19 protein-coding genes and 1 tRNA gene are annotated in these 22690 nt (G+C 48.7%); 11 read left to right on the plus strand and 9 right to left on the minus strand.

The genetic code is table 11. From position 1 onward, the window contains the following. Nucleotides 1-5: 5 nt before the first annotated feature. Nucleotides 6-533, minus strand: coding sequence for an outer membrane beta-barrel protein (locus BST96_RS09710; RefSeq protein WP_085758520.1), 528 nt, complete (start codon nucleotides 531-533; stop codon nucleotides 6-8). A 200-nt stretch (nucleotides 534-733) separates the two neighbouring features. Here BST96_RS09710 and BST96_RS09715 point away from each other — a divergent pair, with 200 nt between their 5' ends. Continuing rightward, the gene (locus BST96_RS09715) at nucleotides 734-8110 is read left to right on the plus strand and encodes an Ig-like domain-containing protein (protein ID WP_085758521.1); all 7377 of its coding nucleotides are present in this window, start codon (nucleotides 734-736) and stop codon (nucleotides 8108-8110) included. Nucleotides 8111-8125: 15 nt separating this feature from the next. Beyond that, entirely contained in the window at nucleotides 8126-8614 is a 489-nt protein-coding gene (locus BST96_RS09720) for a DUF4124 domain-containing protein (RefSeq protein WP_085758522.1), read from the plus strand. A 77-nt stretch (nucleotides 8615-8691) separates the two neighbouring features. Here the strand turns inward: BST96_RS09720 and BST96_RS09725 are convergent, their stop codons facing one another. Continuing rightward, nucleotides 8692-9297: a hypothetical protein gene (locus BST96_RS09725; protein ID WP_085758523.1), complete on the minus strand. Its 606-nt coding sequence runs from the start codon at nucleotides 9295-9297 to the stop codon at nucleotides 8692-8694. Between the two features lie 173 nt (nucleotides 9298-9470). On the opposite strand from BST96_RS09725, the gene BST96_RS09730 reads away from it, so the two are divergent. Next, the gene (locus tag BST96_RS09730; protein ID WP_085758524.1) at nucleotides 9471-9833 is read left to right on the plus strand and encodes a gamma-glutamylcyclotransferase family protein; all 363 of its coding nucleotides are present in this window, start codon (nucleotides 9471-9473) and stop codon (nucleotides 9831-9833) included. A 25-nt stretch (nucleotides 9834-9858) separates the two neighbouring features. Here the strand turns inward: BST96_RS09730 and BST96_RS09735 are convergent. From BST96_RS09735 to BST96_RS09745, 3 genes are all read right to left on the minus strand, one after another. Beyond that, nucleotides 9859-9945 (minus strand) — tRNA-Leu (locus BST96_RS09735). 161 nt (nucleotides 9946-10106) lie between these two features. Further along, nucleotides 10107-10997, minus strand: a complete 891-nt coding sequence (locus BST96_RS09740) for a fibronectin type III domain-containing protein (RefSeq protein WP_085758525.1) — start codon at nucleotides 10995-10997, stop codon at nucleotides 10107-10109. Nucleotides 10998-11165: 168 nt separating this feature from the next. Beyond that, a complete protein-coding gene (locus BST96_RS09745; RefSeq protein ID WP_085758526.1) occupies nucleotides 11166-11531 on the minus strand; it encodes a Cif family virulence factor in 366 nt (121 codons plus the stop codon). Between the two features lie 310 nt (nucleotides 11532-11841). On the opposite strand from BST96_RS09745, the gene rnr reads away from it, so the two are divergent. From rnr to BST96_RS20600, 8 genes are all read left to right on the plus strand, one after another. Further along, complete coding sequence (gene rnr, locus BST96_RS09750; RefSeq protein ID WP_085758527.1) at nucleotides 11842-14232, plus strand: ribonuclease R; 2391 nt, start codon at nucleotides 11842-11844, stop codon at nucleotides 14230-14232. A 77-nt stretch (nucleotides 14233-14309) separates the two neighbouring features. Continuing rightward, on the plus strand, nucleotides 14310-15047 hold the full coding sequence (gene rlmB / locus BST96_RS09755) for a 23S rRNA (guanosine(2251)-2'-O)-methyltransferase RlmB (protein WP_085758528.1): 738 nt from the start codon (nucleotides 14310-14312) through the stop codon (nucleotides 15045-15047). A gap of 226 nt (nucleotides 15048-15273) precedes the next feature. Further along, nucleotides 15274-15705 (plus strand): 30S ribosomal protein S6, encoded by a 432-nt coding sequence (gene rpsF, locus BST96_RS09760; RefSeq protein WP_085758529.1) that lies wholly within the window; start codon nucleotides 15274-15276, stop codon nucleotides 15703-15705. A 30-nt stretch (nucleotides 15706-15735) separates the two neighbouring features. Continuing rightward, the gene (gene rpsR / locus BST96_RS09765; protein ID WP_085758530.1) at nucleotides 15736-15963 is read left to right on the plus strand and encodes a 30S ribosomal protein S18; all 228 of its coding nucleotides are present in this window, start codon (nucleotides 15736-15738) and stop codon (nucleotides 15961-15963) included. Between the two features lie 42 nt (nucleotides 15964-16005). Next, the gene (locus tag BST96_RS09770; protein ID WP_085758531.1) at nucleotides 16006-16869 is read left to right on the plus strand and encodes a hypothetical protein; all 864 of its coding nucleotides are present in this window, start codon (nucleotides 16006-16008) and stop codon (nucleotides 16867-16869) included. 63 nt (nucleotides 16870-16932) lie between these two features. Beyond that, a complete protein-coding gene (gene rplI, locus BST96_RS09775) occupies nucleotides 16933-17382 on the plus strand; it encodes a 50S ribosomal protein L9 (RefSeq protein ID WP_085758532.1) in 450 nt (149 codons plus the stop codon). A gap of 277 nt (nucleotides 17383-17659) precedes the next feature. Beyond that, nucleotides 17660-19009, plus strand: a complete 1350-nt coding sequence (gene dnaB / locus BST96_RS09780; RefSeq protein ID WP_206045456.1) for a replicative DNA helicase — start codon at nucleotides 17660-17662, stop codon at nucleotides 19007-19009. A gap of 211 nt (nucleotides 19010-19220) precedes the next feature. Then, on the plus strand, nucleotides 19221-19592 hold the full coding sequence (locus BST96_RS20600; protein WP_085758534.1) for an STAS/SEC14 domain-containing protein: 372 nt from the start codon (nucleotides 19221-19223) through the stop codon (nucleotides 19590-19592). Here the strand turns inward: BST96_RS20600 and BST96_RS09790 are convergent. From BST96_RS09790 to BST96_RS09805, 4 genes are all read right to left on the minus strand, one after another. Then, nucleotides 19589-19981: a gamma-butyrobetaine hydroxylase family protein gene (locus BST96_RS09790; RefSeq protein WP_085758535.1), complete on the minus strand. Its 393-nt coding sequence runs from the start codon at nucleotides 19979-19981 to the stop codon at nucleotides 19589-19591. The genes BST96_RS20600 and BST96_RS09790 overlap by 4 nt on opposite strands. A gap of 17 nt (nucleotides 19982-19998) precedes the next feature. Then, on the minus strand, nucleotides 19999-21315 hold the full coding sequence (gene hslU / locus BST96_RS09795; RefSeq protein ID WP_085758536.1) for an HslU--HslV peptidase ATPase subunit: 1317 nt from the start codon (nucleotides 21313-21315) through the stop codon (nucleotides 19999-20001). 97 nt (nucleotides 21316-21412) lie between these two features. Next, entirely contained in the window at nucleotides 21413-21955 is a 543-nt protein-coding gene (hslV, locus tag BST96_RS09800) for an ATP-dependent protease subunit HslV (protein ID WP_085758537.1), read from the minus strand. A 159-nt stretch (nucleotides 21956-22114) separates the two neighbouring features. After that, nucleotides 22115-22672, minus strand: a complete 558-nt coding sequence (locus BST96_RS09805; protein ID WP_085758538.1) for an SPOR domain-containing protein — start codon at nucleotides 22670-22672, stop codon at nucleotides 22115-22117. Nucleotides 22673-22690 lie beyond the last annotated feature (18 nt).

Genomic DNA, 22690 nt, shown 5'->3' on the forward strand with positions numbered 1-22690 from the left:
GCCGATTAAAACCGGTAGCGTCCTCCGATCATATAGGTGGTGACATCAATATCTTCAATATTATCGTAATAGCGCCAGCTAAAGACTGCGTCGATATTATCGTTAATGGGTTGCATAATACTAAGACTGGTTGTGTAACCGTTTTCGTCGCTGGAGGCTCGGCCGCCGCTTAAGTCTGCTTCAATATCGGCCTGATAAAAACCGGCTTTAAATTCAGCGCGGGTTTTATAACCCTGACGTTGTAGAATATCACCGGCAATGGCGATTGAAATATCGTATACATTTTCAACATCAACGCTGCCTGCAATAGCGTCTTCGTCAATCTCAAAACTACCCAGGTCAGCATAGCCAACCTCGGCACTGATATTGCTATTCAATTGATAAGCGCCATAAAGCCGATAACCTTTGTCATCGTCAAAATCTCCCTGTCTGATATCGGTATAACCCAATTCTGCACCGAGATAGAAAGGGGCCTCTGCCAAGCAGAGAAGGGGGGAGAGTAAGCTGATAAGCAGCAGTTTATACATCGACATTGAGAATCCTTATTAGGTGCGCAATAATCAGTAAAAATAATTCGCCCACAAGGGCCAGCCTGGTCACGACAGCAAGATCGTAAGATAGCAACAAGATAACAAAGAGTAACAACCCGTGACAAGATGATAACAATTTACCTTACTAAGCAGGGGTCCTCTGGCTATGGTAAGTATGACCACTCAATCGGGAGCTTGGCTACATGTTGAAGCATACTACTTTTCTATTACTTGTAAGCGTATTTTTAACGGCGTGTTTTCCCGATAACAATAGTCTGGATTTTAAAGGCGATACCTTAACCACTATCACTGTCACTCCGGCTTTTAACCGCACCCTGGTGGGGGCCACGCAAAGCTATCAGGCTGTGGGTACTTTTGAGGACGGTAGTAGCAAAGATATTACGGATACGGTGAGCTGGACCAGTAGCAATAACGATATTGCTACGGTGACCGCTAATGGCCAGGTTGAGGCGCTGGCTGCAGGCCGGGTGATTATTACGGCAACGGAAGGGGCCATTTCCGGCGGTGCTACTCTGGCTGTGTTTGAGGAAGATGCTTTCGAGTTGGTTATTCTACCCGGCAATGCCGCCGAGCCGGTGGGTGCAACGGTGCAATATCAGGCGCTGGTTTATTTGGCTTCCCGCAGTTCTGTCGATGTAACAGATTTGGTGACCTGGTCTTCTTCGGCTGAATCGACGGTGTCTATTGCCGAGGGTGGTCTGGCAACGTTTAACGCCGAGGGTTCGGTAACCATTAGCGCCAGTTGGCAGGCAGGAAGTGCCTCAGTACCCGCCACGGTAACCTCGGCGGTATTGCAGAAATTACTGGTCGACCCTATTTCACAAACGGGGGCTGCTGGTACCACAGTACAGTATCAGGCGACCGGTATTTATTCCGACGGCAATAGCGCCGACCTTACTAATGTCGTGAGCTGGTCCAGCGCTGATAGTCAGATTGCCACCATCGACAATACCGGTCAGGCGGCGTTATTAACGGCGGGTGAGACTCAGATGACGGCGGCCATTGACGCTTTCACTGCCAATGCCCAACTGACAGTGACTGGGGCATCGATTGAAACCTTGCAAATTTTACCCGCTGCGATTAATGCTCCGGCTGGCACTGCTGGTCAGTTGGTTTTGCTGGCAGCCTATAGTGATGGCGCTGTAGTTGATGTTGCGGCCAGTGCCTTATGGGAGTCGGGAGATTCTGACATTGCACTGGTGCAAAGCTCAGGGACCGATGCAGGTTTTACCCAGCTATTAAGGGCTGGCAGCACGACGATTAATGCAGCCTTTGATGGGCTTGAAACTTCAGCTGCTGTCACAGTATCTGCAGCGCAACTAAAAGAAATTATTTTAGAGCCGGTTAATACAACGGCAGCGGAAGGTTTCCAAGTGCAATATAGTGCCACCGGTATTTACTCGGATGGCAGCCGCGAAAGTCTAAAAGCAGAAGTAAGTTGGCAGAGCAGCGATAGCAGTATTGCGGTGATTAATAACCAGGGGCTGGCATCCACCGTGGAGGTTGGCGCCACCCTGATTTCGGCCAGCAAAGAAGGGATTATTGGAGAGACAACACTAACGGTAACGGATGCGACTTTAACTCGAGTCGATATTATTCCCGGTAGTGTTAGCAAGCCGGTAGGGCGGTTGGAGAGCTTAAAGGCCTTGGCACAATACAGTGATGGTAGCATTGCCGATGTCACTACCCAGTCGACCTGGAGTTCCAGTGACGACCCCACGCTGTTTGTAACTCCCAAGGGAGATTCGGCCGGTGTGATTATTGGCCGTATGCCCGGTGAGGCCATGGTTAGTGTTAATTATCAGGGGCAGACCGATACTATTCCGGTCACTATTACTGAAGCCGAGCTGGTCGCTATAGTGGTGGAACCCAGCAATGCCAGCATTGCCAATGGCCGCAGCCAGCAATATACCGCTACCGGTCTGTATTCCGATGGCACCAGTTCCTTGTTGGGCAAGGAAGTCAGTTGGCTGTCTAGTAATCCCGAGGTAGCCACTATTAGTTTGGATGGTCTGGCAGTCACCCTGACTGCCGGTGAAACCACGATCAGTGCCAGTTTCTCAGGTATCGATGCTGAAACCTCGTTGACGGTGACCCCGGCACAAGTGACCTTAATGCAGGTTTTTCCGGTCGATATCGAAGCTCCGCTGGGGGCTCAGGGTCAATTAAATGCTGTGGCGACTTATTCCGATGGTACGGTGGCCGATGTCACTGCCGAGTCCACCTGGGAGTCTAGTAATTCCGGTATTGCCTATGTGGTAAACGACGGTGCAAACGCGGGTTATGCCCTTGCTACCGGTGAAGGTTCGGCACAAATTTCAGCGAGCTTTAGTGCGGTTTCTGCCACCTCACCGGTATTGATCACCGCCGCAGTTTTACAGTCAATTAACGTTGAGCCGGTTGATGCCACCATCCCCAAAGGGGTTGAGCAAGTCTATACGGCCACCGGTTTCTATTCGGATAATACCTCCCAGGATTTAACCAGTCTGGTTGCCTGGCAAAGTGCAGACGCCAAGGTGGCGACCATTGATGCCACTGGGCGGGCTAAAGGAGAGGCAGAAGGTAGTACGGTTATTCAGGCGCAATACCAGGGTGTAATTGGGCAAACCAATTTAACCATTACCGCGGCCGCTTTAACGGGCTTGCAAATTAGTCCGGCCAACCCTTCGGCACCGGCCGGTGCCAGTGGCGAGTTTGTGGCCACTGCCTATTACAGTGATTTAAGCACCAAAGTGGTAACGACGGAAACTACCTGGCTTTCTTCAGATAGCAATACTGTGGTGGTATCGCCCACCACGGGCGCTGCCGATTTTATCGCTCAGGGCAGTGCCACTATCACGGCTAATTTTCAGGGCCAGAGTGATACTACGACGGCAACCGTGACTGAGGCGATACTGGTTAGTGTGGTGGTTGACCCTGCCGTTATTGAAGTCGCCAACGGTATTGATGTGCAGTACCGGGCGCTGGCTATCTATTCCGATAATAGCGGTGTAGAGCTAGGCAGTGGCGTGGTATGGGACAGCCTGACAAAAACGGTTGCGGTGATTTCACCTGGCGGCCTAGCCGAGACGCTTGCCGCTGGGGCTACCCATATTACCGCCAGTTTTGGTGGCAAGGTTGGCGGGGCTGATCTGCGCGTTAACGCGGCTGAGATTACAGAAATTAAAATACTTCAGCCGGATTTTGAATTACCGCTGGGTACCAAAACGCAGCTTGAGGCCGTAGCCTATTTTACCGATGGCACGTCGATTGGTATTACTTCCTCTGCTAGCTGGAGTTCTTCCAACCCGGATATTCTAAGCGTTACCTCCAGTGCATCCAGTCGTGGTGAGGTATTGGCCCGTGGCCTCGGCACAGCGGCTATTAGCGTGAATTACCAGGGCTTTAGCGACTCTGCCAATGGCACTGTTACCGATGCGGTTCTCAACAGTATTAGCCTTAGTCCGCTAAATACCAGTACTGCCAAAGGGGTGGATGTGCAATATACCGCTATCGGTCTGTACTCAGATGACACTTCTGAACCCCTGACCAATTTGGCGGATTGGCAAAGCAGTGATACCAGCGTAGCCACGGTGGCTAGCAGCGGTAAGGCTTCAACACTCAAGGTGGGTTCCACTACCATTACTGCCAGTTATAGCGGTGTTTCTGCACAAACTTCGCTGAATGTAACGGCGGCGGTTGTAGAGTCATTGCAGGTTACCCCTGCTGCTCTTACCGAGCCTGCAGGTACCAGTGGCCAGCTCACTGCCACCGCTTATTATAGCGACAGCAGTAGTGAAAATGTGACTCAGCAAGCTGCATGGGCATCCTCCAATACGGAGGTGGTTTCGGTGATCACTACCGGTGACAACGCAGGTTTTACCCAGCTGCTTACACCGGGCAATGCCACTATTACTGCCAGCTTTAATGGTGTGACAGACGTGGTTGAAATTGTTGTGACACCGGCTGTGCTGGTCTCTATTGAAGTTAACCCAGCACTGGCAACCGTTGCTGAAGGTATTCCTGTGCGCTATGAGGCGATTGGTATTTTCAGTGATGGCAGTAGCTCGCCAATTAATGAAGATGTGACCTGGCAAAGTAGTAATACGGATATTGCTGTGATTGGCCCTGCCGGTATTGCTCTTACCCATGGCGTGGGTAGCACAGTTATTAGTGCCTCTGTGGGTGAAGAGGAGACGATCTCAACCACCGGTGCCGATGTCCAATTAAATGTGACAGATGCTATTCCGTTAGCGTTGCAAATCGTGCCGGGCAATTTGATGGAGCCTGCCGGTACTAGCGGCCAGCAGATTGCAGTGGCGTTTTTCTCAGACTTCAGCGCCCAGGATGTCACTAAGCAATCAACCTGGGTCTCTTCTGATAGCAGTATTGTGACTGTTGTTGCCAGCGGCGAAAATGCCGGCTTTACAGAATTATTAGCGCCGGGTCTGGCGACGATAACAGCTACCTTTCAAGGTGTTTCCCGTACTGTTAATGTTGAGGTGACCCCGGCCGAGCTGGTGTCGATAGAAATTTCTCCGGTGGATCAATCGGTGCCTAAGGGGCTGGAAGTACAATACAATGCAACCGGTATTTTCACCGATGGCAGTAGCTCATCCATCAATAGCGATGTTGTTTGGCAAAGCAGTGATACTGGTGTGGCCACCATTGATGAAAATGGCCTGGCTAATACCTTGCCCGATAGTATCAGGGATATTAGTACAACGATCATATCCGCCAGTTTTGATGGCATAACGGCGAGTACTTCACTGACAGTAACCGATGCAATTGTATTAAGCCTGCAAATTACACCGTCCAATCTTACGGAGCCTGCGGGCACCAGTGGCCAGTTAACGGCTACGGCGTTTTATTCGGATAATACTTCCAAAGATGTCACCACTTCATCGACCTGGTCTTCTTCCAATACGACCATTGTCGATGTAGTAACGACGGGTGAAAAAGCGGGCCTTGCCACCTTGTTAGTCGAAGGCGAAGCCGTTGTCACGGCGACTATAGAGGGTGTTCCTGATCAGGTTGATATCGTAGTAACGACGGCGGTACTGCAAGCGATACAAGTTGATCCGCGCTTAAGTCAGGTGCCAGAGGGTTTGGAGGTTGCCTATAACGCTACTGGTTTCTTCTCCGATGGCTCTTCTTCACCGATTAATGAAGATGTGAGTTGGATTAGCAGTGACCCCGATGTAGCGGTGATTACCTTTGACGGTGTTGCCATCACCCAGGCGCCGGGCAGTGTTGCTATTACTGCGGCTGTGGATATTGGTACAGGGGGTATTCCCGATATTATTTCCGGTGCGGCCTTGCTGGGGGTTAATACGGCGGAAGTGGTTTCCATTCAGGTGACACCACCGTTTTTAACCGAGCCAGCCGGCACCAGTGGCCAGCTTCAAGCCACCGCCGTATTAACCAATGGCCTGACTGATGATATTACCCAGGCCGCTACCTGGACCAGTTCCAATCCTGAGGTGGCCAGTGTAGTGACAACCGGTGAAAACGCTGGCTTTACTCAGTTACTGAGAAAAGGCACGGCAACCATTACCGCTTCCGCTCAGGGTAAGTCCACCCAGATTCCGGTGGAGGTCACCGATGCCGTGCTGGTTGATATTCAGGTCGATCCGGTTAATGCGATATTAACTGAGGGTAATGAGCTGCAATATAATGCCAACGGTGAGTTTTCCGATGGTACAGTGACGCCGATTAATACGGATGTGAGTTGGGTTACTGGCAATAATAGTATTGCCACTATTACCATTGATGGTTTGGCCACGGGTATTACAGCTGGAGCCACGACAGTTAGAGCGGCAGTGGGTGATATTAGTACTACTACTGATCTGACCGTTACTAACCCTGTACTGGTTGAGTTGCAGGTATCACCGATTGATACTTCCCTGATTGTTAAGCAAAGCCAGCAGTATCAGGCGACCGGTATCTACGATAATTCGGATACCCAGGACTTAAGCAATACTGTTACCTGGGTCACCGATACCGAGTTTGCCACTATCTCAAACTCTGCTCGAAGTTCAGCTACCAGTAGTGCCAGCAAAGGTTTATTAAACGCGATTAAAGCAACGCCTGAAACGCTGGTAACCGCCAGCTTGATTAACTCCAATAATGATTTAATCAGTAATTCGGCGACGTTGGAAATTACCGAACCGACGCTGGACTTTGTGACTATCCGCCCCGGCAGACAGGATTTACCTGCCGGTTCCGAATCCCAGTGGACGGCGGAGGCGACCTTTACCAATAGCGATACCGTTGATGTAACCAACGATGCCAGCTGGGCCAGTAGTGACCCCGGTATCGCCACCGTTATCGATGGCCTGGTATTGGGTGTGGCTGCTGGTACTGCCAATATTTCGATTAACTACGAGGGCGAAACGGATACCTTGCCGGTGACGGTGACTGCACCGGACCTACAGACAATTTCTGTAACGCCGACCTTTAGTATTTTAGGTCTCAATACCGCCCAGCAAATGATTGCTACCGCTAACTATAGTGATGGCTCCAATCTAGTGATCACTGATACGGCTACCTGGTCTTCTTTGAATTCTGACAAGGTGAGTATCAGTAATGCCGGGGGCAGCAAAGGTATAGCTACGGCTTTAGCAGTAGGCACCTCTAATGTATCGGCTGACCAGAATGGTGTTAATGGTGATGAGGCTGTTGTAGATGCACAGGAGTTGGTGTTGCTGCAGTTAAAAGTTTCTCCAAGAACCACCACCATGAGTGAAAAATCTAACCAGTTATTTTTTGCTACCGCGATTTATAACGGTGGTTCCGAGTCTGATGTTACCAGCCAAGTGACCTGGACCACCAGTGATAACAAGGTGGTCAATATTGAAAACTCCGATAGTGGTGATAAGAAAACCTTTGGTTTAGCAACAGCGAAAAAAGCAGGCACTGCAACTATAACCGCAACATGGCCACAGGACGATAGTATTACTGATTCGGCCAGTGTTACGGTTACTGAAAAATGTAAAAATGATCCGGTGTCTGTTTTTGTCAAACCCAGTCCGGCGACTATTTCATTAAACGGTGAATTGCAGTTTGAATTAATCACCGTGGATGATGAAGGCTGTGAAACAAATGAAACCTATGAAAAAGCGCACTGGCATGTTGCTGATGATGATGAAGATATTGTCTCTATGGTCCATAAGGAGGGTGTTGCCACCGGTTTATCCTTAGGGACGGCTACGATTGACGGTGAGTATAATAAAGACAATATCGAATTTGTAACCGTCACCGTGATTCCGGAAGAAGTGGCATTGGTAAAAATTGCCGCTGAAGATCCAGCTACTATTGTTGATTATACGGTTGAAATTAATGGTGCACCGGTTAGCTTGACCTGTGATATGCAACAAGTTGATGGTGGTATCTTGCAGCCTCCTGAAGATATTACCAGTCAGGCAACCTGGATTAGTGCCGACAATAGTATTGCTTCAGTGGTTGATAGTGATGCCAACCCACAAGTGGTTAATGGTGTGGCTGTGGGTATTACGGAAGTGACCTGTTATCACGGCGGTAAGCGGGCTAATATCACTATTGATGTGGTTGCCCCTTAAAGTATAAGGCAGAGTATGAAAAATAATACGCAACGAAAAAAACCGTTATTCTTTTTTTTACTGGTATTGTTTCTGCCGCTAACCGCCGTTTCTCAAATCTATAAATGGGTTGATGAGGACGGCAAGGTGCACTTTGGTGATAAACCCAAAGAAAGCCCAGCGGGGCAGCTTAGTGAGAAAGTGGAACTCAAAGAAGGCTATGTACCTGGTGAGGCTATTCCCGAGGAACAGATCGAAGCGCAAAAAGATTTTCTGAGAAAAAAAGATCAGCAGCGAGCGCTGGAACAACAACAGCAGCAGGAGGCGTTGGCCAGACGTAAAGAACAGCAGCAAAAATGCCAGAAAATGCGGGATCGCATCAAAGATTTTACCACCGCAAAAGTGGTTAATGGCCGGGTTCAAAGGAATAATTACTTTACGGAAAATGGCCAGCCTGTAACGTCTGATCGTCAGGATGAAATTGTTGCGGAGCTGGAACAATCTATCGCCAGGCAATGTGATTAACGTCGTTAGTTGATCAGGTTAATCATTTGGCAATAACCGTATTTTGACCGTTGTCACTTGCTAGCATGGCCGAGTGATTACAGGGCTACTCTTTTTCGTTTTGTCAGTGCCAGGCCGATTACTGCGGAGGAAAACAACAGCGCAGTCGTGGGTAAAGGTATGGCGGTGACTTCTTGGGTCGTCATTTCGAGGTTGCGGGTCAGATATACCCCGCGGTTGGCAATGCCATTTTCAGCCCAAAAACTATTATCCTGAGTAACTTCTGTACCATAGACAATATCACCTCCGGCTCCCATCATTCGCCAGGTGGCCGTTTCATCCTGATACATACCATAGGCACCACGGTTGGTGGTTTCTCCAAACAAATTGAGAAAAAGACTGATATCCTGCCCCTGGTCGGCATAAGCCCCTTCGCTGATTCTTGACCAGTGCTGCAGGGCATTGGTTTCGTAATAGCCTTCAAATAATTCGCCAAATAAGCCTTCGATTTCAGTATGGCTGGGTAGTCGCCAACCGGGGTTTTGCAATAGTGCTTCGGTAAAAGATAGGCCCGCCACAACGTCTAAATCCAGCCAGTCCATATGGGTACTGGAATCTGTGGTAAAGCTGCCATGATCAATCAGCGCGGCGTTGACAGAGAGTGGGAGTGTCAACAACACTAGAGTTAGGGATTTTAAAAACATTGAAAGAGCTCTTGGTTTAGCCATTGTTATTATTTTTTATGCTAGATAATTTTATAGTCCGTTATTAGGCGTATGTAAAATTTTTTTGAGGAAAAACGTTTGCAAAACAATGCTTTATATTTTTCTTGCTGTTATCGTGGGCTTGTTCCGGTGCTAACAAATAAGGTATGTCGATGAGTTCTGTCGAAAAAGAAAATTACCAAGTCTTTGTCTATGGCAGCCTGAAATCTGGCTTTCATAATCATGCATTACTGGCCACATCCTGTTACCTCGGTGCCTGCCGAACACCCCCACGCTTTAGTATGTATGATTTGGGGGCTTTTCCGGCAGTGGCCGAAGGTGGCACAACCGCTATCTATGGCGAGGTCTATAAGGTTGGGGATGATGTGCTAGCGCTATTAGACCAGCTTGAGGGGCACCCCGAATGGTATTGCCGAACTGTGATTGAGACAGAGTATGGTGATAGTTATATTTACCTGATTCAAGAAAGTATGACGGCGTATGCTCAGGTTGAAGATGGTCTTTGGGTTATTTAGTGGGCGGAATACATCTAAGAATTAATGGTGCCCAGGAGAGGACTTGAACCTCCACGGGGTTGCCCCCACTAGCACCTGAAGCTAGCGTGTCTACCAATTTCACCACCTGGGCAGCTTGTCAGAACACTGTGGCTCTGAGGCTAAGGCGCGCAATTTACTTGTGCGGCATGGTTTTGTCAATGAGAGAAGGGATTGTTTTGTGAGTTAATAGATGGGGGTGGGCGATTTATCTTGGTAGGCAGCCCCAATCCCTGAGTCTGCCCACCTGCTTGCTTACGGAGTCTGAACAACCACGGTCATAATATCGGATGGCTGGCTGCTGAGGCCATCGCTATCAATAGCGCTGATTGAAAAGTGGTAGGTGTCATCCTGCAGGTTTTCAATAACGGTAGATAAAGTGCTGTTTTCGTTGATCTCAATAATGGTATCGACGCCGCTAAACTCGGCCAGCATATAAACCTCATAGCCTAAAATCTCTGCGGCGCTTAAGGGCTCACCATTTTCTCTGGTAGAGGGTGCGGCCCATGATACTGTCAGCGAGCTGGTTGATGGGCCAGGCTCTTCCACTGGTGGCTCTTGGATTGGCAGGCTGTTCACGGTGACTTGAAAGCTGCCAGTGGCGGTGCGGCCTTCGCTATCACTGGTGGTGCATTCTACCGCCGTAGAGCCAATATTGAATTCACTGCCCGAGCTGGGAAGGCAGCTAACATTCAGGTTCTCGGGAAGAGCGCTGGTAATAAACTCAACAATAGCGCCGCCGCTGGTGCTGCTGGCCTCTACAGTTATATCAGCTGGAAGTTGTAGTTCGGGTGGTGGTGATATTGGCTGGCTGGGTTCGGTGACGGCTACAACGAAACTGTCTGTGGCGCGTAGTTGTTTTTTGCCTTCGGTGGTGCAGCTAACCGTTTGGTTGCCCACTGGGAATAGTGAACCCGACGTCGGGGTGCAGTTATAACCAGTGGTATTGCCGTTACCGTCCAGAGCAATGATGGCATAGCTGACTGCAATACCTTGCGGGGTTGTTGCTTCTACAGACATATCTGCCGGTACGGTAATTGTGTGTGGTGATGCTGTAGTTTTACCACCTCGACCACCACCTTTGGCAGCCATGGTCGTTTGAGAACAAACCAGTAAAACAATAACCAGATAATTGAATATGTTCATGCTTCCCCCCGGTAGCTACTTAATGTAAACGTTAGGGAAGCATCCTATAGCACTTAAAAAATATCTCTGCGAACCACTGCGCACTGCTGATTAATTAACCAAAAAATAGCGTAATAACCGGTCGGTTTTATGGTGGGTTAAACCTATGTATATAGGTATTTATGCGGATTAGTACACCTGCATATCGCTATTATGAATATGTTGAATTAACCACTGATCGTTTTTCTTGATGAGGTTGATAGCGCCCAGACCAAAGGTGGTTGCAGGTTTGCCCATATGCAAGCCACCTAATCGGTAGGAGACAATGGCCACTGCCGATTGTTCGGTCGTGCTGATGCGAAGTAATGAAATATCAAAACTTAAGTCGGTAAACATGGCCATCAGGTGTGCAACACCTATATCCATATAGGTTTTCTTATACCAGGCATTACCACCGGGCTGGATAATAGCCTGGTCACTCTTTGAGAGGGTATTAATGGTGAGTGCCTTTGGTGTGGCTGCCCCACCATGATTAACAGAGGGACGACATTGCACGCTGTGCTTTCCAGACTGGCGGCTTTGTTGTTATCCATCGCCCCTGTGCAGGCCTGTTCCATTTCAAGGATGATGGGGCGGGTATCGCTGACTGCGCTAAGACTGGTGGTTAATATTAGAAGGCCGAATAGCCCTGTTATTTTTAGCATGGGTGATCATCGGGTAGTTATTTGGCTGTGATATTGGGGTTAGCAGGTGGATTATAATCCACCCTACAGCGGGTGGGGGGATTATAAAAGACCCGCATTGGTGATTGTGGCGTATAATGGAAGCAACAGACCCCTAAATAACAACGGATTTCCCCCTTCTTATGGCAAAACGCCTAACCGATAAAGACCCCCATGCTGATCGCGAAGCCCAAAACTACGAGCAGCCTATTCCTAGCCGTGAATTTATTATGGAATTCCTTGAGCAGGCGGAAGGCCCGCTTAATCGCAATCAGCTGACTAAAGCGCTTGAGCTTAAGGATTACCAGGATGTTGAAGCCTTGCGTCGTCGTCTAAAGGCGATGGAGCGCGATGGTCAGCTAATGCGTAACCGTAAGGGGGCCTATGGTCTGGTGGATAAGATGGATCTGGTGCGGGGTAGGGTGTCTGCCCACCGGGATGGCTATGGTTTTCTCATGCCTCAGGAAGGGGGTGATGACTTATATCTGAATAGCCGTCAGATGAGCACGGTCTTTGATGGCGATGAGGTGATTTGCCGCAGTGCAGGCTACGATCACCGCGGGAAGCTTGAAGGGGTGATTGTTGAGGTGATCAATCGCAATACTCAGCAGCTAGTAGGGCGTTTATTTGATGAAAATGGTGTGGTTTATGTCTCGCCGGATAATGCCAAGATTAATCATGACATTATTATTCCCCGTGAAGCGGTCGGTGATGCTGAGGTTGAGCAATATGTGATGGTAGAAATCACCAGCCAGCCGGGTTGGCGTAAGCCCCCTACAGGGCGAGTGGTTGAGGTGCTTGGCGAGCATATGGCGCCGGGTATGGAAATTGATGTGGCTATTCGCACACATAATATTCCTCATGTTTGGCCGGAAGAAGCAGAGCGCGAAGCGTTGGCTTTATCGGCAGAGCCTTTGGAAGAAGACAAGCTGAACCGGGTCGATTTACGTAAGTTACCTTTTGTCACTATTGATGGAGAGGATGCTCGCGACTTTGATGATGCGGTGTACTGTGAATCGAAGCTATTAGGTGGTTGGCGTTTATGGGTGGCGATTGCTGATGTCTCTCATTATGTTCAGGTAGGTAGTGCTCTTGATCAAGAGGCAACATTGCGAGGAAATTCTGTGTATTTTCCTGAGCAGGTTGTACCCATGTTACCCGAGGCTTTGTCTAACGGTTTATGTTCGTTAAAGCCCAAGGTGGATCGCTTATGTATGGTCTGTGAAATGACGATCAGTAAGGCGGGAAAAATTAGCGGTTATAAGTTTTATGAAGGGGTAATGCATTCCCATGCGCGGCTCACTTATAACAAGGTGGGTGCGATTCTTGATAAGAAAAACCCCGATAGCAAACCACTGCGCATTGAGTATAAAAAGGTTGTGCCGCATCTCGAAAACCTTCACGACCTTTATAAAACATTACGGATAGCCCGCAGCAAGCGTGGCGCTATTGATTTTGAAACTACGGAAACCCGCATGGTTTTCGGTGATGACCGAAAAATTTCTGAGATTATTCCGGTGGTGCGCAATGATGCCCATAAATTAATTGAGGAATGTATGTTGGCGGCTAACGTTGCCGCGGCCAAGTTTTTGGAAAAACACAATGTGCCCGCTTTGTTCCGAGTGCACGAAGGCCCAACGGAAGAAAAGTTGGAAGCCTTAAGAAAGTTTTTGGGTGAATTAGCAATGGATTTGCCTGGTGGTAATAAGCCGGGGCCAGATGATTATCAGGTGCTGTTATCGCAGTTAGGTGATCGGCCAGATGCGCATATTATTCAAACGATGATGTTGCGTTCTTTGCGCCAGGCGGTTTATCAGCCTGAAAATCTTGGGCACTTCGGTTTGAATTACGATGCCTATGGTCATTTTACGTCGCCGATTCGTCGTTACCCTGATTTATTAGTACATCGTGCTATCCGTCATGTTGTACGCAGCAATATGGAAAGCAAGAAGGTTAAACGTGTTGATGGTGCAACTGTCTTGCCCAAGAAAACGATTTACCCCTATGAAATGCCGGATTTATTGGTATTGGGTGAGCAGTGCTCAATGACCGAGCGTCGTGCCGATGATGCCACCCGTGAAGTTGTGGCCTGGTTGAAGTGCGAGTATTTGCAAGATCGCGTTGGTGATACGTTTGAGGGTGTTATTTCAGCGGTCACGGGTTTTGGTTTATTTGTTGATTTGGTGGATGTCTATGTTGAAGGCTTGGTGCATGTTAGTGCCTTGGCTAGTGACTATTATCATTTTGACCCGGTAAAACAGCGACTTGTTGGTGAGCGTACAGGTACAAGTTTTCAGTTAGGTGATTCTGTTAAGGTTCAAGTTGCTCGTGTGAGTCTGGATGATAAGAAAATCGATTTGGAATTGGTAGAAGGCTCCAGTCGTGCTAAACGCCGTGCAGAAAAATCCGGCAAGCCCCTTAAAAAAGGTGATAGGCGCCCGGTTATTAAAAAGAAAAAAGATGATAAAAAAGGTGGCAAAAAAACCACATCAAAAAGCACTGCCGGAAAAGGCGTGCGCAAAAGAAAACGTTAATAGTCGTAGGGTGGATTATAATCCACCAAAAAACCAGCAGCAGCGAGGATGGTGGATTGTAATCCACCCTACATAGAATGAGTGAGACACATTGGGTTTATGGCATTCATGCCGTCGATGCTTTATTGCAGCGTCAGCCAAATCGTATTGAAGAATTATGGTTGCAGCAAGGCCGCAATGATCAGCGCATGCAAGATATCCAGCAGCATGCCAAGCAGTTAGGTGTTCGTTGCAGAACGGTTGCCCGCGAAGAACTGGATGAACAAGCTGAAGGCAATCATCAAGGTGTGATGGCAAAAACCAAGCCAGCACAAACCTTGCGTGATCGCGATTTAAAGGAGTTGTTAGATGCGACCGAGCATCAGCCTCTGTTATTAATTCTTGATGGAGTAACAGATCCACATAACCTGGGTGCTTGTCTGAGAACCGCCGATGCCGCTGGTGTTGATGCTGTGATTGCTCCCAAAGATAACTCTGCGCCACTTAATGGTACGGTTAGAAAAGTAGCCTGCGGAGCCGCTGAAGTTATTCCATATATTCAAGTTACCAATCTCGCCAGAACCATGAAGGATATACAGGAGCGGGGTATCTGGATAACGGGTACAGCCGGTGAGGCGGAGCAGAGCGTTTACGATGCCGATCTAAAAGGGGCTGTTGCCTTGGTCATGGGGGCTGAAGGCAAGGGGATGCGGCGTTTAACCCGTGAGAATTGTGATTTTCTGGTTAAGCTTCCTATGGCTGGTTCAGTGAGTAGCTTGAATGTGTCTGTGGCCACTGGGGTCTGCTTATTTGAGATCGTCCGCCAACGTATGTAGGGTGGATTAAAATCCACCTCCGTACCCGTACAGGCATGGTGGATTTTAATCCACCCTACGGTAATTTGGCGGTTTTATGGCCAATTGTCTTGCTATCCCCCCTTATATCCCCTAAAATCCGCGCCTCTTAAATCCCAGTAGTCCGTTAATTCAGACCTCTGGGGCTCCTTGTCACACTGGGGTTCCTCAATGAATCAGCAGGTGACTTAACCCGTAAGGAGATGCTATGCGTCATTACGAAATTATATTTTTGGTCCACCCGGACCAGTCAGAGCAAGTGCCCGGCATGGTCGAGCGCTATACCCAGGCCATCGAGAAAGACGGCGGTAAAATCCACCGTTTGGAAGACTGGGGTCGTCGCCACCTGGCTTACCCTATCAACAAGATCCACAAGGCTCACTACACGCTGATGAATGTAGAAGCCAATCAAGAAGCGATCGATGAGTTAACCACCAACTTCCGTTATAACGATGCCGTTATTCGTAACTTGGTATTGGTTATGGATGACGCGGTTACTGCCGAATCACCCATCATGAAAGCCGAGAAAGAGAGCCGTGAGCGTCGCGCTGCACGTCCTGAGCGCCGTGAAGAATCAGCACCTGCTGCTGAAGAAGCACCGGCAGAAGCCCCAGCCGCTGATGAAGCTGCTGGCGAATAATCACTCGGACTAATAGATAGGAGATATCCCATGGCACGTTTTTTCCGTCGTCGTAAGTTCTGCCGTTTTACTGCAGAAGGTGTTGACCAGATTGATTATAAAGATCTGGACACGTTGAAAGCTTATATTTCTGAAACTGGCAAAATTGTACCTAGCCGTATTACCGGTACCAAAGCCAAGTATCAGCGTCAGTTGTCTACTTGTATCAAGCGGGCACGTTTTTTGGCTTTATTGCCATACACTGACCAGCATAAGTAATTAGAGTTAAGTTGATTGTTTAGGTTTCGGTAACCGTCATTTATGAAAGCCTTAGCTGAATATGTGATGAAAGGGCGCTCGCAGGCTGTAATAGCTGCTGCACTCGCCACCGGAACGGTTTTATTTGCTTGGGTCGGCGCCGCAGTGATTGCCTTAGTCACACTGCGAAGAGGATCCAGCCAGGGTAGCCAGGTGCTACTTTGGGCGATGTTACCCGCTGTTGTTATGGCAGCCATGGGTGACACCGGGCCAGTCACTACCCTCTTGGGGGTGATGTTGGCAGCAATAGTGTTGAGGTCTACCGCCTCCTGGTCATGGGCATTAGTTGCCGCAGTGACATCAGGGGTAGTAACCGCCTTGGTATTACTGACCTTTGGACGTGGTTATCTCGAAGAGATTTTGCGTTTATTGGCCGATGCGTTAACGCAGTTGGCCAGCCAGAATACCGAATCAACCGCGTCACAGGTTGCACAGCCTACCGTTATGCAAGTAGCGGGCTTATTAGGTTTAAGCAATGCCTTTATGGTGGTGATGTGTTTGATATTGGCGCGTTGGTGGCAGTCATTATTGTATAACCCGGGTGGTTTCAGAACGGAATTTCACGCTCTGAGATTGCCGCCGCAGTTAAGCGTTGCGCTACTGCTGGTTGGGTTGCTGATATCGACACTGGGTGCGGATTATCGCCTGATGGCTATTATGTTTGCTTTGCCATTTATGTTTGCCGGTTTTGCACTGGTACACGGTTTGGCAGCCAAACGGCAAATAAGCAGTAATGTGCTGACAATGTTTTACATTGCCTGGCTACTGTTTGACCCGGTTAAGGCATTGCTCTTAATCGCAGCGATAGTCGACAGTTGGATACATATTCGTGGGCGTGTGGCCGATAAAAACCACAGCCCGGATTAAATATTGAAAAGTAATGGAAGGCCGAGTGCAAGACACTGGCTGGACATATAGAGGGTAAGAACAATGCAAGTTATTCTACTGGAAAGAGTTGGTAAGCTTGGTGATCTTGGCGATAAAGTAAATGTTAAGGCTGGTTTTGGCCGCAACTACTTAATCCCTTACGGTAAAGCTGTACCAGCGACTGCAACCAACGTCGCTGATTTTGAAGCGCGTCGTGCTGATTTGGAAGCGGCTGCCGCTGAGAAGAAAGGTGCTGCTGAAGCGCGCGCTGCCCAGTTGGCTGAAGTGTCTATCACTATCGAAGCCAATGCTGGCGACGAGGGCAAGCTGTTTGGTTCTATCGGTACACGTGATCTGGCTGATGCCATCACTAAAGCCGGTGTTGAAGTGAGCAAGTCTGAAGTACGTCTGCCTACGGGTGTTATTCGCGAAATCGGCGAATTCGAGATTGATATTCAGTTGCACTCAGAAGTGACTCAGTCTGTTAACGTTTCTGTTATTGCTGAAGCTTAATACCTTGGTAGGGTGGATTATAATCCACCAGAAGCTACTGATTAACACTGTGGTGGATTACAATCCACCCTACGTTGAGTCGGTAAAGAGAAAGGCACTCCGGTCTTACTGATTGGTGTGCTTTTTTTTTACCTGTGACGCAGGACTCCAAGCCCATCTCCTGTTAGCATAAGCCCCCTTGCGATCAATAACATAAAGAATGGCCGTGGATACCGAGAACGACCCACCCACAAATCTGGATAATGTCTTCGACTTTGGCTTTGCCAATGACGGAGAGATGCTGGATGTTAAAGTCCCTCCGCACTCCGTTGAAGCGGAGCAGTCGGTGCTGGGCGGCCTGATGATTGCCAATAAGGCCTGGGATGATGTGGCGGACCAGGTAGCCCCTACCGATTTTTACCGCGGCAGCCACCGCGAGATCTTTCTGCAAATGGGCAAGCTGGTAGAAGCCGGCGAGCCGATTGATGTCATAACCCTGTCAGAAGCCCTGAATAACCATGATTTGTTGGAGCAGGTGGGCGGTGTCGCCTATCTGGCGGAGCTGGCCAATAATACCCCCAGTGCTGCCAACATCAGCGCCTATGCCAAGGTAGTGCAGGAGCGCTCAAGCCTGCGTTCCATGATTAATGCCGCCAATGATATTGTTGAAAGCGGCTTTAACCCGGAAGGCCGCGACAGCGGTGACTTGCTGGACGAAGCTGAACGCAAGATTATGCAAATTTCTGAGGAGCGCCCTAAGATTGGCGGCCCTCAAGCGGTTAATCCCCTGTTAAAAGGCGCTGTTGACCGTATTGATGAGTTATTTAATTCCGACAGTGCCATTACTGGTGTTACCACCGGTTTTAAAGAGCTGGATGAAGCCACCGCAGGTCTGCAGAAATCGGATTTGATTATCGTCGCGGCAAGACCCTCCATGGGTAAAACCGCCTTTGCGGTTAACCTGGTGGAAAACGCCATCATGGCGCAGGATAAGCCGGTCATGGTATTTAGTATGGAAATGCCAGCCAGTGCCATTATTATGCGGATGATCTCGGCCATTGGCCGTATTCATTTGGGTAAGGTGTTAACCGGTAAGCTCGATGAAGAAGATTGGCCCAAGCTAACCACCGCCGTTAGCAAGCTTAAAGACAAGCCTTTATTTATCGATGATACGCCGGCCCTGACACCCACCGAAGTTCGCTCCCGCGCCCGCCGTATAGCCCGTGAACACGGCGATTTGGCGATGATTATGGTGGATTATCTGCAGTTGATGCAGGTCGCTGGCACCTCGGAAGGCCGTACCGCTGAAATCTCTGAAATCTCCCGCTCGCTTAAGGCGATCGCTAAAGAATTTAACTGCCCGGTCATTGCCCTGTCGCAGCTTAACCGCTCTTTGGAGCAGCGGCCCAATAAGCGCCCGATTAACTCTGACCTTCGTGAATCCGGTGCGATTGAGCAGGATGCGGATGTGATTATGTTTATCTACCGCGATGAATACTATAACGAAGACAGTGCCGATAAAGGGATTGCCGAAATCATTATAGGTAAACACCGTAATGGCCCCACGGGTAACTATAAACTGTCATTTGTGGGTCATTTCACGCGCTTTGATAACCTCGCTTTTGGCTACGAAGGCGACCAGCAATAGCGCTCTTTGTTACGCTATACGTACATCTCCTTATCCTTGTTTATTCCTTATTTATCAATGGCTTATACAGGTCTGTAGAACAGGTCATAAGTCTGTCAGTTGCTGTCATATTGGCGGCGAGTGCTCTTCCCTAAAATTCACTTTATCAGCTCAAGGCCAGCCGCAAGACGGTGGCCAGAGCCCCCACTTTAAATTGAATGCGGAAAAGACAATGAACATGCCTTGTGTGCCCAAGTGGCTCGGGAAAATTATTCACTGGAATTTTAAAGGAGAGATTACCACCGAGCAGCTTATTGATACCTTTGCTGAGCTCTATGGCGATGCAAGATTTGATGATACCCGTGGGCAGGTACGTAATTACCGGGAGATTAAAGGTGCCTTTACCGTTGAGGATGTGCGCAAAATAGCGGCCTATGATCGCGCTGCCGCAAAAACCAACCCCTATATGAAAGTAGCGGTGGTAACCACAGGGCATGAAACCCATTCAGCTTTTGCAGCTTTATACGATGCCGAGCTTTACGATACTAACTGGGAAATAAGCCTGTTTACCTGTGAAGAAGAGGCATTGGCTTGGGTAGGCTAGTTACCAATTCTTACCACTTGGATCTCGGGGTCACGGCTGGCCCCGGCTTCATTAATACGTTCTAAATAGTCCTGCCACCAAGCGTCTTTGTTAGTAGCCAGTTGATAAAAATAGTCCCAGGAATAAATGCCTGAATCATGATCGTCACTAAAAAATAATTGTAGTGCGTAATTGCCAACGGGCTCAATCGCATTAATGGTGACATTGGTTTTTCCGACTTGCAGTACTTCCTGCCCCGGACCGTGACCTTTCACTTCAGCAGAGGGGGAGTAGACCCGCAGATATTCACAACTTAATTGATAGCTTTCGTTGTTGCTATAAATTAACTCCAGTGTTTTTGACTGGGTATGCAGTTTGATATCGCTAGGTATTGGGCTGGTCGTATTCATCAGGATTCCAGTACGGTTTATAAAATAAAGCGGCTTAGGTCTTCGTCTTTAACCAGTTCGCCCAGCTTTTCATTCACATAGTTGGCGTCAACGGTGAGTGTAGCGTCGCTATTGTCGGTTGCATCAAAAGACGCATCGTCTAATAAACGCTCCATAACGGTATGTAAACGGCGCGCGCCAATATTTTCTGTACGCTCATTCACTTCCCATGCTGTTTCAGCAATGCGACTAATACCGTCATCACTAAATTTAAGTTCGAGGCCTTCTGTGTTGAGTAAGGCTTGATATTGTTCTGTTAGTGAAGCATTAGGCTCCGTTAAAATACGTTCAAAATCACTGGGGGAAAGTGCTTCTAATTCAACCCGAATCGGTAGGCGGCCTTGCAGTTCAGGAATTAAATCCGAGGGTTTGGCTAAATGGAAGGCACCGGAAGAAATAAATAAAATATGGTCAGTTTTTAGCATGCCGTGTTTGGTGCTTACAGTACAACCTTCTATTAAGGGCAATAAGTCGCGCTGTACACCTTCACGGGAAACATCAGCCCCGGCGCCTTCTGAGCGCTTCGCGACTTTATCCAGCTCATCTAAAAATACAATACCATTTTGTTCGGCGGCTTCTACAGCACGGGTTTTGAGTTCTTCTTCGTTAACCAATTTGCTGGCTTCTTCTTCCTGAATTTTTTTCATGGCGGCGCTAACCGTCATTTTATTGGTTTTTTTCTTATCGCTGCCCATATTGGAAAACATACTTTGCAGCTGATTGGTCATATCTTCCATGCCGGGGGGTGCCATAATCTCAACGCCAACAGGTGTTGCACTGACTTCAATTTCAATTTCTTTGTCGTCCAGTTCGCCTTCCCTTAATTTTTTACGGAACATTTGGCGAGTAGAGGTTTCTTTTTCTTCTTCGTCACCGCGGGCAGGTGGAATTAATACATCCAGGATACGTTCTTCGGCAGCATCAGCGGCGCGGTGTTTTACTTTTTCCATTTCCTGCTCTCGCAGCATTTTGATGGAAACATCAACCAGGTCGCGAACAATCGATTCAACGTCACGACCAACATAACCTACCTCAGTAAATTTTGTAGCTTCAACTTTAATAAAAGGTGCATTGGCTAGCTTGGCTAAGCGACGAGCAATTTCTGTTTTACCAACACCGGTTGGTCCAATCATTAAAATATTTTTTGGCGTAATCTCAGCGCGTAACTCTTCATCGAGCTGCATTCTGCGCCAGCGGTTACGCAGGGCATTGGCGACAGCGCGCTTGGCTTTATCCTGACCGATAATATGCTGGTCTAATTCGTGGACAATTTCTCTGGGGGTCATTTGTGACATGTTGGTGTTCTCATCAATCTTTATTCGGTTGGTGGAATATATTCCACCCTACGGTGTTGTGTGATTTGTAGGGTGGAATGTATTCCACCAAACGTGCCTATTGGCAATCTAATTCTTCGATAGTGCGGTTGTGGTTGGTATAGACACAAATATCACCAGCGATCGCCAGACCTTTTTCGACAATATCTCTGGCGCTCAGTTCGGTGTTTTCCAATAATGCTTTAGCGGCCGATTGTGCAAAGGGGCCGCCGGAGCCGATGGCAATTAAATTATCTTCAGGCTCGATAACATCACCGTTACCGGTAATGACCAGAGAGGTGGTTTTATCGGCCACCGCCAACAAGGCCTCCAGTTGCCGCAGTGAGCGCTCAGTTCGCCACATTTTGGCCAGCTCTACGGCGGCCCGGGTCAGGTGGCCCTGGTATTTTTCCAGCTGGGCTTCAAATAGCTCAAACAGGGTAAAGGCGTCGGCGGTACCGCCGGCAAAACCAGCAATAACTTGCTCGTTATAGAGGCGGCGCACTTTACGCGCATTGCCTTTCATTACGGTATTACCCATAGAAACCTGTCCGTCGCCGCCGATAACGACCTGGCCGTTGCGGCGAACAGAGAGAATGGTGGTGCCTCGATATTGATCCAAGATGGCGTCCTCGTTGGGGATGCGGAATATATGCAGGGAATATGGGGGTGTTAGTGGTTGATTTCAAGTCCAGATTAGCGCTTTGGGGCAATGTAGGTTGGATTAGCGGAGCGTAATCCGGCTGGGTGGTGGTGGATTACGCTCCGCTAATCCACCCTACTAGTCTTCAGCTTTGCGCTTTAATAATAGCGTATCGATACCTTTGTCGATCAGGGTGCCGCGGGCCTTGGCCAGTTGTGAGCGGTCCTCAAAGGGGCCGACCTGTACCCGGTGCCAGACATCGCCATTGGCAGAGGTAATCGCCTCGACGCGGGCATCCAGACCGAGCAGGATTAGCTGGGCTCTGAGGCGATCGCCATCCTCGGCTTTCTTAAAGGAGCCTGCCTGCAAGATATAAACGGTGGCTTCAGGGGGCTGATTGCCGGTTTCTTCCTGCTCAACTTCTACAATCACTTCTCGCTCGGGTAGCAAGGTATAGAAATCAAATTGAGTGGCGATGGTTTTAACATCATCGGCGGCTTTTTCAACCGTATTACTGAGTTCGGCCGGGGCTTCTTCCGGGGTGATATCGGCCAGATACGCTAAAAAGCTAATAAATAAGCCGGTCACGATACCGGTAAATAACCACACCCAACCGGGCACCTGGCTCTTGCTTTTGGTCTTGCGTGGTTTTTTCTTTTTAGTCGCCTTGGGCTTTTTGGCGAAATCGTGGGTCATAACAGCTTAATCTTCCAG

It is taken from the genome of Oceanicoccus sagamiensis, assembly GCF_002117105.1.
In the GTDB taxonomy this organism is placed as follows: Bacteria; Pseudomonadota; Gammaproteobacteria; order Pseudomonadales; family Dasaniaceae; genus Oceanicoccus; species Oceanicoccus sagamiensis.